Genomic DNA, 15,721 nt, shown 5'->3' on the forward strand with positions numbered 1-15,721 from the left:
CATGAGAAGCTTGAGGAAAACGCGGCGGATTCAAGTGATTGCGCTGGCGGTCGTCGCGCTGGCGGGGTCCACGGCGCTGGTCGGCTACGCGATGCGGGACGGGATCAACTTCTTCCGCTCGCCCTCGCAGGTGGTCGAGGCGCCGCCTGCGCCGTCGGAGGTGTTCCGGATCGGCGGGCTGGTCGAGGAGGGGACGCTGGTGCGCGGCGAGGGGACGGAGGTGACGTTCAGCGTAACCGACGGCGGCGCGTCGGTGCCCGTCTCCTACGTCGGCGTGCTGCCGGACCTGTTCGGCGAGGGCGAGGGCATGGTCGGGACGGGCCGATTCGTGGACGGCACGTTCCGGGCGACGGAGATCCTCGCGCGGCACGACGAGACCTACATGCCCGCCGAGGTGATCGACGCGCTGGAGGCGCAGGGGGTCTACCGGCCCGCCGCCGTCGAAGGGTAGCGGCTTCAAGGTCGCGCCGTAAACTTATGATGTTGAACGATTGCTGCGGTGCGGCATGGGGCTCCGCCCCCGGCCCTGCGGGCCTCCCCCGAGGTATTTCGGCCAAGATGAGGGGCGGGCGGCGGCGTTAACGCTTCGTTAGGCGCTCAACCGGAGCTTCGATCCTCCCAGACCGCAGGGAGGGCCGACCCATGCAGACCGTTCGACAGATCGCCGAGGCCATCGTGGCCCGCGAGGGAGGCTTCGTGGACGACCCGGACGACCCGGGCGGTGCGACGAAGCACGGCGTGACGATCCATACCGCGCGACGGCTCGGGCTGGACCTCGACGGCGACGGCGACGTGGACGCGGACGACGTGCGGCGCATCACGCCGGCGCAGGCGGCCGACGTCTACGTCCGGGACTACTTCCAGAAGCCGGGGATCGGGCGGCTGCCCTCCGTGCTCTGGGCGCAGGTGTTCGACATGCAGGTGAACGCGGGGTCCAACGCGGTGCGCATCCTCCAGCGGCTGCTGGGTCGGATGGGGCATCCGGTGGCCGTGGACGGGGCGATCGGGCCGCGCACGGAGGCCGCCGCCGAGGCGGCCGCCTCCGAAGCGCCGGCGCACATCGCGGACGCCTACGCCATCGCGCGGCGGGAATGGTACTACCGCCTCGCGCAGCGGCGCCCCGCGCTGCGCAAGTTCGCCAAGCGCCGCGACGGCGGAAAGGGCGGCTGGATCGCGCGGGCCGAGGAGTTCATGGCGGCGCGCTACCGCCTGTCGGACGCGGAGCACCGGACGCGCACCAAGGGGTGGGCGTGATGTCGGTGGTCCCGCGCTTCGCGGAGGCCACGCGGGCGGTGGGCGCGCTGACCCGGGCGGCGACGGGCGCGGCACGGGTGTTCCGGGCCGACGCGTCGGAGGGGCAGCGGCTGGCCCACGCGGCGCGGCGGGCGGCGGTGGACCAGCTGGGGGCGGAGTTCGACGGCGCGCCCGCCGGGTGGTTCGACCGGTTCGTGGACGGCGTGAACCGCCTGCCGCGGCCCCTGCTGGCCTTCGGGACGCTGGGGCTGTTCGTCTACGCGATGGTGGACCCCGTGGGGTTCGCGCCGCGCATGGCGGGGCTGGCGGTGGTGCCGGAGCCGCTGTGGTGGCTCTTGGGCGCGATCGTCGGGTTCTACTTCGGGGCGCGCGAGCTGCACCATCGGCGGACGGCGCGGACGGCCCTGCCCGAGCCGGTGGTGAGCGGGTGGCATGCCGGGGAATTCGACGCCCCCGAGGGCAACGCCGCGTTGGAGGCGTGGCGGCGCGAGGGCGCTTGACCGGGATTCGACACGAATGCCCCGCAGATTGACGCGCCCGTGCGCCGCACCCCCCTTGGGCGGCGGCCCCGGAGCGCGTAGGACGGGCGCATGTTCGTCGAACTCGGCCACCTCGCCCTCGTCCTCGCCCTCGCCTGCGCCGTGGTGCAGGCGACGCTGCCGCTGGTGGGCGCCCACAAGGGCTGGGCGGGCTGGATGGCGATTGCGCGGCCCGCCGCGACGATGCAGTTCCTCCTCGTCGCGGTCAGCTTCGCGGCGCTGACCTACGCCTTCGTGGCGAGCGACTTCAGCCTGCGGCTCGTCGTGCTGAACTCGCACACGGACAAGCCGCTGCTCTACAAGGTTACGGGCGTGTGGGGGAACCACGAGGGCTCGCTGCTGCTGTGGGTGCTGATCCTCGCGCTCTTCGGGGCCGCCGCCGCGTGGTTCGACGGGGGCCTGCGCGAGACGTTCCGGGCGCGGGCCTTGGCGGTGCAGGCCGCCGTAGGCGTGGCGTTCTACCTGTTCATCCTGTTCACCTCCAACCCGTTCACCCGGCTGGAGGTGCCGCCGTTCAACGGCGAGGACCTGAACCCGCTGCTGCAGGATCCCGGCTTGGCGTTCCATCCGCCGTTCCTCTACCTCGGCTACGTGGGCCTGAGCATGGCGTTCAGCTTCGCGGTCGCCGCGCTGATCGAGGGGCGGGTGGACGCGGCGTGGGGCCGGTGGGTGCGCCCGTGGACCTTGGCGGCGTGGCTGTTCCTGACGGTGGGCATCGCGCTGGGGTCGTGGTGGGCCTACTACGAGCTGGGCTGGGGCGGGTTCTGGTTCTGGGATCCGGTGGAGAACGCGTCGTTCATGCCGTGGCTCTTCGCCGCCGCGCTGCTGCACTCCGCCATCGTGGTCGAGAAGCGCGAGGCGCTGAAGGCGTGGACGATCCTGCTCGCCATCCTCGCCTTCGGGTTCTCGCTGATAGGCACGTTCATCGTGCGCTCGGGGGTGATCACCTCCGTCCACGCCTTCGCGAACGACCCGGAGCGGGGCCGGTGGATCCTCGTGATCCTCGCGGTGTTCATGGGCGGCGCGCTCGCGCTCTTCGCGTGGCGCGCCGGGGCGATGCAGACGCGCGCCGTCTTCGCGCTGATGAGCCGCGAGTCGGCGCTGGTCGCGAACAACCTCCTGCTGGCGGTGTCCTCGCTGGTGGTGTTCGTCGGAACGGTCTGGCCCTTGGTGGCCGAGATGGCGTTCGGGCGGAAGCTGTCGGTCGGGCCGCCGTTCTTCGACGCGGCCTTCACGCCCTTCGTGGTCGCGCTGGCGGTGATCCTGCCGTTCGGCTCCCTGCTGCCGTGGAAGCGGGGCAAGCTGGACCGCGCCGCCAAGGCGCTTTGGCCGGCCGCGCTGCTGGCGGTCGCGGTGGCGGGGCTCGCGTGGGCGCTGAACACGGGGCGCTCGCTGGCCGGGCCGGTTGGGGCGGGGCTGGGCGCATGGCTCGTGGTCGCGGCGGCGATCGACCTGTGGGCGCGCACGGGCCGGGGCGAGGCGGCCGCGCGGCTGGGGCGCCTGACGCGGCTGCCGCGGGCGGACTGGGGCAAGGCGATCGCCCATGCGGGGCTGGGCGTGACGATCTTCGGGGTCGGCGCGCTGACCGCGTGGGAGCAGGAGGAGATCGCGGCGCTCGCCATCGGCGAATCGCTGACTGTGGGGTCCGTGGAGGCGCGCTTGGACGCGGTCGACCGGGTCGAGGGGCCGAACTACGTGGCCACGGTGGCGACGCTCTACGTGACCGAGGGCGACGACGTGGTCGGCGTGATGCGCCCGGAGAAGCGGGTCTACCCCGTGGCGCGGATGCCCACGACGGAGGCCGGCATCGACAACGGGATCACGCGGGACCTCTACGCCGTGATCGGCGACCCGCAGGTGGGCGGGGGCTGGGCCGTGCGGGTCTACATCAAACCCTTCGCCAACTGGATCTGGGGCGGGTGCATCCTGATGGCCTTGGGCGGCCTCGTGTCGCTGTCGGACCGGCGCTACCGGGTGGCGGCGGGCGCGCGGCGGGCGCCGCGCGCGGCGGTGCCGGCGGAATGAGGTGGGCGTTGCCGCTCGTGCTGGCCGCCGCGCCGGCCCTCGCCGTGCTTCCGGACGAGGTGCTGGACGACCCGGTCCTCGAGCAGCGGGCGCGGGACCTGTCGGAGGGGCTGCGCTGCCTCGTGTGCCGCAACGAGTCGATCGACGAGAGCAACGCGGGGCTGGCGCGGGACCTGCGGCTGCTCGTGCGCGAGCGGCTGGTCGCGGGCGACAGCGACGCGGAGGTGCTGGACTACCTCGTGGGGCGCTACGGGGAGTACGTGCTGCTCGAGCCGACCCGGGGCGGGGCGAACGCGCTGCTCTGGGGCGCGCCGCTGGCGCTGCTGCTGCTCGGGGGCGCCGGCTCGGCGGTCTACATCTCGCGGCGCGCGCCGCGCGCGGAGGACGGGCTGTCGGAGACCGAGGAGGCGCGGCTGGCCGCGCTGCTCGACGGGGGCACGGTCAGCGGGGGCACGGTCGGCGGGGGCATAGTCGATGGGCGCGCGGTCGGCGACGGCTCGCGCGGGGATGGGCCGCTCGGCGACGACGCGGTCGACGCGGCGCGGCGGGACCATACCTGAGAGGCCTCGGGAGGGCGATCCGGCCGGGGATCCCCGGGGACCGTCCTTGACGCGGGCCGCCTGCCCGGACGACGCTCGGGCCGGGGGGAGCGCGATGACGGGCACGGATCACTTGGGCACGGATCACGAGGGGGCGGTGCGCGCGCGGCGCGCGGAGGACGTGGCGCGCTTCGCGGAGCGGCGGGGCGTGGTGGACCGGGTGCAGCACGCGCTGCACGTCACGCCCGCCTTGGTGCCGCTGATCGTGCTGGCGGTGGCCGTCCTCGGGTTCACGTGGTGGCTGGGTCCGCGCTTCCTGCAGCAGCTGCCGCTGATCATGCAGCAGGTGCAGATCGTGGGCGTGCTGGCCGCCGCGCAGACGCTCATCATCCTGACCGCCGGGATCGACCTGTCGGTGGGGGCCATCGCGGTCTTCACCTCCGTGGTGATCGGGCAGGTCAGCTTCCGCTACGGGGTGCCGCCCGCGGCGGCCATCGCGGCGGGGCTGGCCGTGGGCGCGGCGATCGGCGCGGCCAGCGGCTGGCTGGTGAGCCGGGCCAAGCTGCCGCCCTTCATCGTGACGCTGGGCATGTGGCAGATCGTGCTGGCGACGAACTACCTCTACTCGCGCAACGAGACGATCCGCTCGCGCGAGATTCGCGAGGAGGCGCCGATGCTGCAATGGCTGGGCGCGAAGCCCAACGAGCAGATCGTCCGGTGGATCGAGGCGTCGCGCGGGATCGAGTGGGAGCGGCGGCGGCCCGCCGAGACGGACAGCGCGTTCCTCGACTTCCTCTGGGCCACGAACGTCACCTACGGCGTGGTGGTGATGGTCCTGCTCTTCGCCGTGCTGGCCTATGCGCTGCGGGCGACCGCGTGGGGGCGGCACGTCTACGCGGTGGGGGACGACCCCGAGGCGGCGGAGCTGGCGGGCGTGGACGTGCGCCGGACGCTGATGAGCGTCTACGTGATCGCGGGCGCGATCTGCGCCGTCGCGGGCTGGATCATGATCGGGCGGTTCGGATCGGTGTCGCCATCGGCCTCGACCGGGGTGCTGGGCAACATCCAGTCGATCACCGCCGTCGTCATCGGGGGCATCTCGCTGTTCGGGGGGCGCGGCTCGATCTGGGGGGCGTTCTTCGGGGCGCTGATCGTCGGCGTGTTCGAGCTGGGCCTCAGGATGGCGGGGGCGGACGCGCAGTGGACCTACCTGCTGATCGGGACGCTGATCATCGGCGCGGTGGGCGTGGACCAGTGGATCAGGAAGGTGGCGGCATGACCCCCGTCCTCGCGGCCAAGGGCCTGACGAAGCGCTACGGCAAGGTGGTGGCGCTGGACGCCTGCGACTTCGAGCTGCGCCCCGGCGAGATCCTCGCGGTGATCGGCGACAACGGGGCGGGCAAGTCGACGCTGATCAAGTGCCTGTCGGGGGCGGTGACGCCGGACGAGGGGGTGATGGAGCTGGACGGCGCGCCGGTCTCCTTCGCCTCGCCCACGGCGGCGCGGGAGCAGGGGATCGAGACGGTCTACCAGACGCTGGCCGTGTCGCCCGCGCTGTCGATCGTGGACAACATGTTCATGGGGCGGGAGCTGCGCCGGGAGGGGTTCCGGGGGCGGTGGCTGCGCCAGCTGGACAAGCCGCGGATGCGGGCCTTCGCGCGCGAGAAGCTGTCCGATCTCGGGCTTATGACGATCCAGAACATCGACCAGGCGGTCGAGACGCTGTCGGGCGGGCAGCGGCAGGGGGTGGCGGTGGCGCGGGCGGCGGCGTTCGGGTCCAAGGTCATCATCCTCGACGAGCCGACGGCGGCGCTGGGCGTGAAGGAATCGCGCCGGGTGCTGGACCTGATCCAGGACGTGCGGGCGCGGGGCATCCCGATCATCCTGATCTCGCACAACATGCCGCACGTGTTCGAGGTGGCGGACCGGGTGCACGTGCACCGGCTGGGCCGGCGGCTGACGGTGATCGATCCGAAGGCGCACACGATGTCGGACGCGGTCGCGCTGATGACCGGGGCGATGGAGCCGGAGGCGGCATGACGCCCGAGGCCGTGGCGGACCGCATCCGCGCGCTGCCGGTGCCCGAGGGTGGGCGGACGCTGACCGCCTTGGTCGGGCCGCCCGCGTCGGGGAAGTCGACGCTGTCCAAGCGGATCGTGAAGGCGCTGGGGGCCGAGGGCGCGCTCGTGACGATGGACGGGTGGCATCTGGACGACCGGCTGCTGGGGCCGATGGGCCTGCGGTCGCGCAAGGGCGCGCCGGAGACGTTCGACCTGGGCGGTCTGGCGCGGACGCTGGCGGCGGTCCGGGCGGGGGGCGTCGTGTACCTGCCGGTGTTCGACCGCGCGCGCGAGATCGCCATCGCGGGGGCGGCGGTGGTCCCGGCGGAGGCGCGGCACGTGGTGGTCGAGGGGAACTGGCTGCTGCTGGACGAGCCGGGGTGGCGTGATCTGGAATGGAACCTGTCGGTGCGGCTGGACGTGTCGGAGGCGGTGCTGCGGGAGCGGCTGTCCGAGCGGTGGGCCGACCGGGCGGACGGGGCGGCGTGGATCGAGGCGAACGACCTGCCCAACGCGCGCCGGATGGTGGAGCGGTCGCGGGCGGCGGACGTGGTGATCGGATAGCGGGGCACGGCTCGCGCTTCGTGCCTTGGCCCGGTGCGCGGGGGCGCAGCCCCCGCAGGGCCAGCGCCGACCCGCCCCACGGGGCGGCGCTTCGTCTCCGTCCGCGCGCCGAAGGAGCTGTCCTCCGACGGTGGGAGGGATCAAGTGCTTCGCGGATGGGTCGGATGCGCCACCCCACGGGTCGGCGCTGGCCCTGCGTTCGACGACGGCGCATGTCGGAGCGTCCTGACGCGCGCGTGACTTGAACCTCCGCTCCCGGCGGGGGACGACGCCCCCATGCAGGACCATCCCCTCACCCGCGACCTCATCCTGATCGGCGGCGGTCACGCCCACGCGCTCGTGCTGCGCCGCTGGGGGATGGACCCGCTGCCGGGCGCGCGGCTGACGGTGATCAACCCCGGCGCGACGGCGCCCTACACGGGGATGCTGCCTGGGCACGTGGCGGGGCACTACACGCGCGACGAGCTGGACATCGACCTCGTGCGGTTGTGCCGGTTCGCCGGCGCCGCGCTGATCGACGCGAAGGCGACGGATGTGGACGCGGCGGCCAAGCGCGTGCGCGTCGAGGGGCCCGGGTGGCTGGACTACGACGTGGCCTCGCTGGACGTGGGCATCCACGCCGAGATGCCGTCCCTCCCCGGCTTCGCCGCGCATGGCGTGGGGGCCAAGCCCTTGGACGTCTTCGCGCGGGCGTGGCGGGCGCACCGGGACGGGCCGGGCGGGCCGGTCGCGGTGATCGGGGGCGGCGTGGCGGGGGTCGAGCTGGCGATGGCGATGGCGCATGCCCGCCCGGGCGACGGCGTGACGGTGATCGAGGCCGAGGCCGACCTGACGGGGATGGGCGCGCGGGCGAAGGCCCTGCTGCGGCAGGCGATGGACCGGCTGGGCGTGGCGTTGCGGACCGGCGCGACGGTGGAGCGCGTCGAGGCGGATGCGGTGGTGCTGACGGACGGGACGCGCGTGCCTGCCGCGCTGACGGTCGGCGCGGCGGGGGCGCGGCCCCACGCTTGGATCGGAGAGACGGGCCTGCCGCTCCACGAAGGGTTCGTCCGGGTCGGGCCGACCCTGCAGGTGGAGGGGCATCCGGACCTCTTCGCCGCCGGGGACTGCGCCCACCTGACCCACGCGCCGCGCCCCAAGGCGGGCGTCTTCGCGGTGCGCGAGGCGCCGGTTTTGCACGACAACCTGCGCGCGGCGCTGGCGGGCGGGCGGATGCGGGCGTTCCGACCGCAGCGGAGCTACCTCAAGCTGGTCTCGCTGGGCGGCAAGTCGGCGCTGGCGGAGAAGGGCGTGACGGTCGCGGGGCCGTGGCTCTGGCGGTGGAAGGACCGGATCGACCGGGCGTTCATGGACAAGCTGACGGTCCTGCCCGCGATGCGCGTCGAGGCGCCTGCGGTGGCGGCGCTGGGCGGCGAGGAGGTGGCCAAGCCGCTCTGCGCCGGGTGCGGGGCGAAGGTGGGGGGCGACGCGCTGGCCGAGGCGCTGTCGGCGGTGCCGGTCACGCGGGAGGACGTGCTGACGCGGCCGGGCGACGACGCGGCGGTGCTGCGCGTGGGGGGCGCGCGGCAGGTCTGGACGACGGACCATCTGCGGGCGGTGACGCGGGACGAGGCGCTCATGGCGCGGATCGCCTGCGTCCATGCGCTGGGCGACGTGTGGGCGATGGGGGCGGTGCCGCAGGCGGCGCTGGCGTCGCTGGTGCTGCCGCGGATGAGCGAGGCGCTGCAGCGGCGGTCGCTCCGGGTGGTGCTGGACGCGATGACGGAGGTGCTGGGGGCCGAGGGCGCGGACCTCGTGGGCGGGCACACGACGATGGGGGCGGAGGCGACCTATGGATTGTCGCTGACGGGGCTTCTGGAGGGCGAGCCGGTGGGGCTGGGCGGGGCGCGGGCGGGCGACCTCCTGGTGCTGACGAAGCCTGTGGGGACGGGCGTGGTGCTGGCGGCCGAGATGGCGGGCGTGGCGCGGGGGCGCGACGTGCTGGCCGTGCTGGAGGCGATGGCGACGCCGCAGGGGGCGATGGCGCGGCGGCTGGCCGGGGCGCATGCGATGACGGACGTGACGGGGTTCGGGCTGGCGGGGCATCTGGCGGCGATGTGCCGGGCGTCGGGCGTGGGCGCGGAGGTCGATCCGGACGCGGTGCCGGTGCATCCGGGCGCGCTCGCGGCGGTGGAGGCGGGGGTCGCCTCGTCGCTCTGGGCGGCGAACCGGCGGGCGGCGCCGGTGGCGGCGGCGGCGGGGCCGCTGGGGGACCTGCTGTGGGATCCGCAGACGTCGGGCGGGCTGCTGGCGGCGGTGGAGGTGGCGCCGGAGGGGGCCACGGTGATCGGGCGGGTGATCGAGGGGAGCGGGGTGCGGGTGGTTTAGATGGTCACGTCTACGGGTCGAGGCCCCGGCTCAGGGCCGGGGCGGGGGATCTTCGGGCGAGGCACCCAGCGCGATACGACCGCGTAGCGGTCCGCGCATCCCCGGGCCGTCCCCCGGCCCGGCGATTGGTCGATCGTGGGCGAGACACGGGGACGTCGTGCGGGAGTGAGGGATAAAGTGCGCAGCGGACGGGTGGATCGCCGCGCCACGGCCCTGCGATGCGCTCCCGCGCGCTATATTTCGTTGACGATCCGCTCCGCCGCGCCCGCGAGCGCGCCGTCCGACAGGTCCTCCAGCCGCAGCCGCAGCACCTCCCGCCGTGCGCCGCCGTGGTCGCGGTAGCGGGGGTCGTAGTGGTGCTCGATCAGGGCGGCGGCGAGGGGCTCGAGGCGGCCCTCGGCGGCCATGGCGTGCCATGCCTCGATCCGGTCGCGGGGGTTGTAGGGGCGCAGGGAATCGATCCGCTCGCACAGGAGTGTGGGGTCGGAGAGGTCCGGGTAGGCGCGCACGAGATGGGCGGCGCGGGCATGGGCCGGGGCGTCGAGGCGTACGACCTCCGCCGTGCCCATCGCGGCCCAGAGCGAGGGCGGCAGGCGGATGCGCCCGATGGCGGTGGACTCGGCCTCGAGGAAGAGGGGCCGCGCGGGGTCGGCGCGGACGAGGGCGTCGGCGAGCTGGCTCTCGAACCACTTCTGCGAGGGCTGCGGCTCGCCGGGCCACGACCCGAAGTTGGAGCCGCGGTGGACGGCGATGCCCTCGAGGTCGATCGTCTGCGCGCCCGCCGCCGCGAGGTGGTGGAGCAGGTGGGTCTTGGCGGTGCCCGTGCCCCCGTCGATCAGCACGAGGCGGTGGGGCAGGGCCGCGTCGTAGAGCAAGGCCTTCACCTGTGCGCGGTAGGCCTTGTAGCCGCCCGCCACCGTGTCGGCGCGCCAGCCGACTTGGCTCAGGATCGTGGTGAACGAGCCCGAGCGCTGGCCCCCGCGCCAGCAATAGACGAGGGGGCGCCATCCGCCGGTGCGGTCGGCGAGCGGGCCTTCGAGATGCGCGGCGGCGTTGCGGGCGACGAGGGCCGCGCCGATCTTGCGCGCGCGGAAGCGGTCCTCGCGGACGTAGATGGTGCCGACGGTCGCGCGCTCGGCGTCCGAGAGCACGGGCAGGGAGATCGCGCCGGGGACGTGGTCCTCGGCGAACTCGGACGGGGCGCGGACGTCGATGACCTCGTCGAAGGGCTGGTCGTGCAGGACGGGCAGGGCGGGGGTGATCGGCATGGGGCGGGGCCTAGCGCGCGGCGGGCCAGCCGTCGAGGAAGCGGGCGATGGCGGCGGCCATGCCCACGGGGTCGTCGCGCATCTGCATGTGGCCCGCCCGCGGCATCACCTCGACCCGGGCGTCGGGCAGGCGGCGGGCCATCCGCTCGCCCGCGCCGTCGGTGGCGGGGTTGCCGCCCGCCATGAGGCAGAGGGTGGGGCAGGCGATCCGCGGCAGGTAGGGCCGCCCGTCGAAGCGGCGCACGGCGCGCATCAGGCGCGGCAGCGTCATCGCGTGCTCGTGCAGCATGGAGGCGCGGACCTGCGCGTCGGCGCCCTCGGTGCCGATGTCCCAGTCCCGCAGCACGACGCGCGTGGCCCGCTCGTGGCCCACGGCGGCGGCGCCCGCGCCCATCGCGACGATGCGGAGCCAGTTCACCGGCGTGTCGGCGGGCTTGGAGAAGGTGTCGGCGAGGATCAGCCGCGCGGGCGGCAGGGGGCCGGCGGCGAGGACCATCGCCACCATGCCGCCGAAGGAGTGGCCGAGCAGGGCGAAGGGGGCGCCGCCCACGGCGTCGCGCAACTCGGGCGCGAGGGTCTCGGCCACGCATTCCGCCGTGGAGCGGCGCGGCGCGGGACGGTCGCCGTGGCCGGGCATGTCGGGGGTCAGCACACGGAGGCGCCGGGGCAGGTGCGGCAGCAGCGGCGCCCAGCAGCGGTGGTCCGTGCCGCCGCCGTGGAGGAGGACGAGGGTGGGGGCGGGGGTCGGGGTCATTGCGGTGCAGGTGCGGCGCTCGGGGCGGAAGGCAAGGTTCGGGCCGTGCGCGCACGCGGTGCGCGAGGCGCGGCCGGGCTAGCGATGCGCATGCGCTAGGACCCGAGCCCGTCATCCTCAGGCCCGACCCGGGGATCCCGGTGGATGGAGGTCCCCGCGTCGGGCCCGGGGATGAGGGGATGGGGGGACCCGTCGGACCGCGCGCGAGAGCGCGCGGCATCGGCCCTCGACTCAATCTACCGGATCGAGCCGTGCCCGCCTGCGGCGGGCACCGGGCCTAGCCGACGAACGCCTTCTCGACCACGTAGTGCTTCGGGTCGGAGTTCGCGCCCTCCTCCAAGCCGAACCCCTCGAGGATCGCCTTAATGTCGGTGTTCAGGCCCATCGAGCCGCAGACCATGGCGCGGTCGGTCTCGGGGCGGATGGACTCGACGCCGAGGTCGCGCAGCGCCTCGCCCGATTCCAACAACGTCGTGATGCGCCCCATCTTGGGCGACGCCTCGCGGGTGGTGGTCGGGTAGTAGGTCAGCTTGGCGAGGTTCTCCTCGCCCAGGAGCTCCAGCATCATCTCGTCGGTGCGGAGCGACTCGATGAGCTGGCGGCCATACTCCAGCTCGGCCACGTCGCGGACGGTGTGGGTGACGATGACGCGCTCGAACCGCTCGTAGGTCTCAGGATCGCGCAGCAGCGAGGCGAAGGGGGCGAAGCCCGTGCCGGTGGCGAAGAACCACAGCCGCTCGCCGGGCAGGAGGGCGTCGTGCACGAGGGTGCCGACGGGCTTGGGGCGCAGGATGATCTCGTCGCCCGGCCGGATGTGCTGCAGGCGGGAGGTGAGCGGGCCGTCCTCGACCTTGATCGAGTAGAACTCCAGCTCGTCGTCCCACGAGGGGGACGCGATGGAGTAGGCGCGCAGCAGCGGCTTGCTCCGCCCGGTCTTGGGATCGGGGTCGCCCATGAGGCCGATCATCACGAACTCGCCCGAGCGGAAGCGCAAGCTGGCGGGGCGGGTGCAGCGGAAGGAGAAGAGCCGATCGGTCCAGTGGGTGACGGACGTGACGGTCTGGGCGTCGGGCAGGGTCGGGACGGCGGGGGCGGCGGTCATCTGGTTCATCACGTTCGTCGCGGGCGGGTCCCGCGTCCTCTATGTCGGGGGCGCGGCGGGGTGAACCCCGCCGGAAGACGTGGGCTTTCGCCCACCCTACGCGTCGGCCCGTAGGGTGGGCGAAAGCCCACGTAGTTTGTCAGGCCCGGAGCCGCATCTGATACGAATGCGCCCGCCAGTCGGCGCGGGCGCGCCACTGGGCCTCGGGCTGGCGGGCGGCGAGGTCGTCGCCGATCTCCACCTCGTCGAAGCCGGCGCGCCGGGCCATCGCGTACTGGTCGGCGATGACGTGGCCCGCCGCGCGCAGGCGGCCCGCGTAGCCGGCGCGGCGCAGTTGCGACGCGATGGTGAAGCCGCGCCCGTCCGCGAAGGAGGGGAAGGCGACGCGGATCGCGGTGACGTCGCCCAAGCGGTCCATGAGCGGCGCGAGGTCGGCGTCGGGGGCCACGTCGACGGCGAGCGGGCCGTTGGCGGGCATCTCGTCCGAGGGGACGAAGGTCGCGGTCAGGTCGTCGGCGTGGAAACCGTCGTCACGGATGATGGGCATCAGCGGCCTCCGTTCGCGATCGTGCCGTCGGGGCGCACGGCGACGCCCCCGGCGAAGTGGATGCCGCACTCGGTCTTCTCGCGGCCCCGCCAGCGCCCGGCGCGGGGATCCTCGCCCGGCGCGACCTTGGCGGTGCAGGGCGCGCAGCCGATCGACGGGTAGCCCCGCTCCACCAGCGGGTGCCGGGGCAGGTCGTGGGCGTCCATGTAGGCGGCGAGGTCGGCGCCGGACCACGTGGCGAGCGGGTTCACCTTGAGGTGCTGGCCCTCGGCCTCGAACACCGGCAGGTCGGCGCGCGCGCCGCCCTGCACCCGCTTGCGCCCGGTGATCCAGCCGTCGAACCCGGCGAGGGCGCGCTCCAAGGGACGGACCTTGCGCAGCGTGCAGCAGAGGTCGGGGTCGCGCCCGTGGAGGTCGCCCTCCGGGTCGTGGAGGAACAGGTCCTCGGGGTCGGGGCGGACGGTGCGGACGTCCGCGAGGCCCAGCCGCTCGGCCACGCCGCGCTGGTAGGCCAGCGTCTCGGGGAAGAGCATCCCGGTCTCGAGGAACAGCACGGGCGTCGCCGGCGCGACGCGGGACAGCATGTGCAGCAGCACGACCGAGTCCGCGCCGAACGAGGAGGTCAGGGCGACGTCGCCCTCGGCCAAGGCGGCGCGGAGGACGGTCTCGGCGTCCGAGCCCGCGTGGGCGGCGTTCAGGTCCGCCGCCTGACGCGCGCGGAGGGTGGAGAGGTCAAGCGGCATCGGCTTCCTCCGTCTGGTAGAGCGCCGCCTTGAACGGTGCCATGCCGAGGCGGCGATAGGCATCGAGGAACGTCTCCTGCGGCCCTGCGCGGAGGGCGAGATAGGCGAGGATGATGCGTTCGACGGCGGGAACGACCTGATCGTAGGCGAAGCCGGGACCGGTCCGCTCGCCGATGGCTGCGGTCTCGGTGCCGTCGCCGCCCAAGGTGATCTGGTAGTTCTCCACCCCCGCGCGGTCGAGGCCGAGGATGCCGATATGGCCCACGTGGTGGTGGCCGCAGGCGTTGATGCAGCCGGAGATCTTGATCTTCAGCGCCCCGACCTCGTGCTCCAGCTTCAGCTCGTCCAGCCGCGTCGCGAGGCCCTGCGCGACCGGGATGCTGCGCGCCGTGGCCAGCGCGCAGTAGTCCATGCCGGGGCAGGCGATGATGTCGGAGGCCAGCCCGACATTGGCCGTGCCCAGCCCCGCGTCGCGCAGGGCGTCGTAGACGGCGGGCAGCGCGTCCTGCGGGACGTGGGGGAGGATGACGTTCTGCTCGTGGCTGATGCGCAGCTCGCCGTAGGCGTGGGCGTCGGCGAGGTCGGCCAGCAGGTCCATCTGGTCGGCGGAGGCGTCGCCCGGCGTCGCGCCGTGGGCCTTGAGCGAGACGGTGACGATGGCGTGGTCGGCGCGCTTGTGGGCCACGGTGTTCGTGTCGACCCACGACCGGAACGCGGGCGGGCCGGACGGGGCGGCGCCGCCGTCGCGGAAGGCGGGGTCGGCGAACATGCCCTCGATGCGGGCCAGCACATCCTGGTCCGCGCCGCCGAAGAGGGGGCGCAGTTCGGCGAACCGGGCCTCGACGAGGCGGGAGAACTCCTCCAGCCCGGTCTCGTGCACGGTGATCTTGATGCGCGCCTTGTACTTGTTGTCGCGCCGCCCGAGCCGGTTGTAGACCGACACGATCGCCTCGCAGTAGGGCAGCAGGTCCGCCACGGGCAGGAACTCGCGGATCGTCTTGCCGATCATCGGCGTCCGCCCGAGGCCGCCGCCGACCATCACCTCGAAGCCGGGCCGGCCGTCGCGCAGGGTCATCCGCAACCCGATGTCGTGGGCCTTGGTCACCGCGCGGTCGTTGGGCGAGCCGGTGACGGCGATCTTGAACTTGCGGGGCAGGAACTGGAACTCCGGGTGGTCCGTGGACCACTGGCGCAGCAGCTCGGCCACGGGGCGGGGGTCGGCGATCTCGTCGGCAGCGGCGCCCGCGAAATGGTCGGCGGTCACGTTGCGGATCGTGTTCCCGCTCGTCTGGATGGCGTGCAGGCCGACGGTCCCGAGGTGGTCGAGCATGTCGGGGATGTCGACCAGCTTGGGCCAGTTGAACTGGATGTTCTGGCGCGTGGTGAAGTGGCCGTAGCCCTTGTCGTAGGTCCGCGCGAGGTGGGCGAGCGCGCGCATCTGGTCCGACGACAGCGTGCCGTAGGGGATGGCGACGCGCAGCATGTAGGCGTGCAGCTGCAGGTAGACGCCGTTCATCAGGCGCAGCGGCTTGAACTCGTCCTCCGTGAGCGAGCCGTCGAGGCGCCGCTCCACCTGGGCGCGGAACTGGGCGTTGCGCTCCGCGAGGAAGGCGGTGTCGAAGTCGTCGTACTGGTACATGGCCTAGGCCTCCGGTCCGGGACGCTGCCCGGCATGCTTGCCGTGATCACGGTTGGTGGGGCCGGTCGTGCGGAACCGCTCCCGGAAGTGGGTCGGCTCGGGGCCGCCCGGCCCGCGCGTGGCGTCGGCGAGGTACTCGCCCACGACCACGAGGGGCTGATGCGCGTCGAGCAGGCGGACGGCCGCGTGGGCCTCGTCCTCGATCAACTCGGCCTCGGCCATGTCGAGCGTCCAGCGGTCGTCGGCGGTCAGCCAGACGACGTCGCCCTCGCGCAGGAGGTTGGCGGTCACGACCTTGGGGGTGAAGGGGCGCGGCATGG

General features: G+C 73.7%; 15 protein-coding genes and 1 pseudogene. 9 read left to right on the forward strand and 7 right to left on the reverse strand.

Translation table 11 applies throughout. The annotated features are described in order from the left end of the window. Position 1: 1 nt before the first annotated feature. The 9 genes and pseudogenes from ccmE (at position 2) to selD (ending at position 9,348) form a co-directional block, all read left to right on the forward strand. Positions 2–451, forward strand: a complete 450-nt coding sequence (gene ccmE / locus JQC91_RS15695) for a cytochrome c maturation protein CcmE (protein ID WP_203288254.1) — start codon at positions 2–4, stop codon at positions 449–451. 191 nt (positions 452–642) lie between these two features. Then, positions 643–1,254, forward strand: coding sequence for a holin-associated N-acetylmuramidase (locus JQC91_RS15700; protein ID WP_203288256.1), 612 nt, complete (start codon positions 643–645; stop codon positions 1,252–1,254). After that, complete coding sequence (locus tag JQC91_RS15705; RefSeq protein ID WP_203288258.1) at positions 1,254–1,754, forward strand: holin family protein; 501 nt, start codon at positions 1,254–1,256, stop codon at positions 1,752–1,754. Before JQC91_RS15700 ends, JQC91_RS15705 begins: the two co-directional genes overlap by 1 nt. Before the next feature lie 90 nt (positions 1,755–1,844). Continuing rightward, positions 1,845–3,818, forward strand: a complete 1,974-nt coding sequence (locus tag JQC91_RS15710; RefSeq protein WP_203288260.1) for a heme lyase CcmF/NrfE family subunit — start codon at positions 1,845–1,847, stop codon at positions 3,816–3,818. Next, a pseudogene (locus tag JQC91_RS15715) lies at positions 3,815–4,246 on the forward strand (cytochrome c-type biogenesis protein); the annotation flags it as partial. The gene JQC91_RS15710 and the pseudogene JQC91_RS15715, both read left to right, overlap by 4 nt. Positions 4,247–4,472: 226 nt before the next feature. Next, positions 4,473–5,636, forward strand: a complete 1,164-nt coding sequence (locus tag JQC91_RS15720; RefSeq protein ID WP_238941581.1) for an ABC transporter permease — start codon at positions 4,473–4,475, stop codon at positions 5,634–5,636. Then, positions 5,633–6,397, forward strand: a complete 765-nt coding sequence (locus JQC91_RS15725; protein WP_203288263.1) for an ATP-binding cassette domain-containing protein — start codon at positions 5,633–5,635, stop codon at positions 6,395–6,397. Before JQC91_RS15720 ends, JQC91_RS15725 begins: the two co-directional genes overlap by 4 nt. Continuing rightward, positions 6,394–6,981, forward strand: coding sequence for a nucleoside/nucleotide kinase family protein (locus JQC91_RS15730; protein WP_203288265.1), 588 nt, complete (start codon positions 6,394–6,396; stop codon positions 6,979–6,981). Before JQC91_RS15725 ends, JQC91_RS15730 begins: the two co-directional genes overlap by 4 nt. 276 nt (positions 6,982–7,257) lie before the next feature. Then, positions 7,258–9,348, forward strand: a complete 2,091-nt coding sequence (selD, locus tag JQC91_RS15735) for a selenide, water dikinase SelD (protein WP_203288267.1) — start codon at positions 7,258–7,260, stop codon at positions 9,346–9,348. 233 nt (positions 9,349–9,581) lie between these two features. On the opposite strand, the gene mnmH is transcribed toward selD, so the two are convergent. The 7 genes from mnmH to JQC91_RS15770 all read right to left on the reverse strand — a co-directional run bounded on the left by mnmH (position 9,582) and on the right by JQC91_RS15770 (position 15,719). Next, positions 9,582–10,616, reverse strand: a complete 1,035-nt coding sequence (mnmH, locus tag JQC91_RS15740) for a tRNA 2-selenouridine(34) synthase MnmH (RefSeq protein WP_203288268.1) — start codon at positions 10,614–10,616, stop codon at positions 9,582–9,584. Positions 10,617–10,626: 10 nt separating this feature from the next. After that, positions 10,627–11,370 carry an alpha/beta hydrolase gene (locus tag JQC91_RS15745; RefSeq protein ID WP_203288270.1) on the reverse strand — a complete coding sequence of 248 codons (744 nt, stop codon included), beginning with the start codon at positions 11,368–11,370 and terminating at the stop codon, positions 10,627–10,629. A 277-nt stretch (positions 11,371–11,647) separates the two neighbouring features. Then, positions 11,648–12,481 (reverse strand): ferredoxin--NADP reductase, encoded by an 834-nt coding sequence (locus JQC91_RS15750; protein ID WP_238941582.1) that lies wholly within the window; start codon positions 12,479–12,481, stop codon positions 11,648–11,650. Between the two features lie 130 nt (positions 12,482–12,611). After that, entirely contained in the window at positions 12,612–13,022 is a 411-nt protein-coding gene (locus tag JQC91_RS15755) for a DUF934 domain-containing protein (RefSeq protein ID WP_238941617.1), read from the reverse strand. After that, a complete protein-coding gene (locus JQC91_RS15760; RefSeq protein ID WP_203288274.1) occupies positions 13,019–13,762 on the reverse strand; it encodes a phosphoadenylyl-sulfate reductase in 744 nt (247 codons plus the stop codon). Before JQC91_RS15760 ends, JQC91_RS15755 begins: the two co-directional genes overlap by 4 nt. Further along, positions 13,752–15,401: a nitrite/sulfite reductase gene (locus JQC91_RS15765; RefSeq protein WP_203288276.1), complete on the reverse strand. Its 1,650-nt coding sequence runs from the start codon at positions 15,399–15,401 to the stop codon at positions 13,752–13,754. Before JQC91_RS15765 ends, JQC91_RS15760 begins: the two co-directional genes overlap by 11 nt. Before the next feature lie 3 nt (positions 15,402–15,404). Next, on the reverse strand, positions 15,405–15,719 hold the full coding sequence (locus JQC91_RS15770; RefSeq protein WP_203288278.1) for a DUF2849 domain-containing protein: 315 nt from the start codon (positions 15,717–15,719) through the stop codon (positions 15,405–15,407). Between the last annotated feature and the right edge of the window lie 2 nt (positions 15,720–15,721).

The sequence above is a fragment of the Jannaschia sp. Os4 genome, from assembly GCF_016820245.1.
Lineage (GTDB): Bacteria > Pseudomonadota > Alphaproteobacteria > Rhodobacterales > Rhodobacteraceae > Jannaschia.

Excerpts from the sequence above, each read along its gene's own strand:
- selD (WP_203288267.1), top strand. The coding sequence starts at position 7,258 with ATGCAGGACCATCCCCTCACCCGCGACCTCATCCTGATCGGCGGCGGT.
- JQC91_RS15720 (WP_238941581.1), top strand. The coding sequence starts at position 4,473 with ATGACGGGCACGGATCACTTGGGCACGGATCACGAGGGGGCGGTGCGC.
- JQC91_RS15765 (WP_203288276.1), bottom strand. The coding sequence starts at position 15,401 with ATGTACCAGTACGACGACTTCGACACCGCCTTCCTCGCGGAGCGCAAC.
- JQC91_RS15700 (WP_203288256.1), top strand. The coding sequence starts at position 643 with ATGCAGACCGTTCGACAGATCGCCGAGGCCATCGTGGCCCGCGAGGGA.
- JQC91_RS15750 (WP_238941582.1), bottom strand. The coding sequence starts at position 12,481 with ATGAACCAGATGACCGCCGCCCCCGCCGTCCCGACCCTGCCCGACGCC.
- JQC91_RS15705 (WP_203288258.1), top strand. The coding sequence starts at position 1,254 with ATGTCGGTGGTCCCGCGCTTCGCGGAGGCCACGCGGGCGGTGGGCGCG.
- JQC91_RS15710 (WP_203288260.1), top strand. The coding sequence starts at position 1,845 with ATGTTCGTCGAACTCGGCCACCTCGCCCTCGTCCTCGCCCTCGCCTGC.
- ccmE (WP_203288254.1), top strand. The coding sequence starts at position 2 with ATGAGAAGCTTGAGGAAAACGCGGCGGATTCAAGTGATTGCGCTGGCG.
- mnmH (WP_203288268.1), bottom strand. The coding sequence starts at position 10,616 with ATGCCGATCACCCCCGCCCTGCCCGTCCTGCACGACCAGCCCTTCGAC.
- JQC91_RS15770 (WP_203288278.1), bottom strand. The coding sequence starts at position 15,719 with ATGCCGCGCCCCTTCACCCCCAAGGTCGTGACCGCCAACCTCCTGCGC.
- JQC91_RS15730 (WP_203288265.1), top strand. The coding sequence starts at position 6,394 with ATGACGCCCGAGGCCGTGGCGGACCGCATCCGCGCGCTGCCGGTGCCC.
- JQC91_RS15725 (WP_203288263.1), top strand. The coding sequence starts at position 5,633 with ATGACCCCCGTCCTCGCGGCCAAGGGCCTGACGAAGCGCTACGGCAAG.
- JQC91_RS15745 (WP_203288270.1), bottom strand. The coding sequence starts at position 11,370 with ATGACCCCGACCCCCGCCCCCACCCTCGTCCTCCTCCACGGCGGCGGC.
- JQC91_RS15760 (WP_203288274.1), bottom strand. The coding sequence starts at position 13,762 with ATGCCGCTTGACCTCTCCACCCTCCGCGCGCGTCAGGCGGCGGACCTG.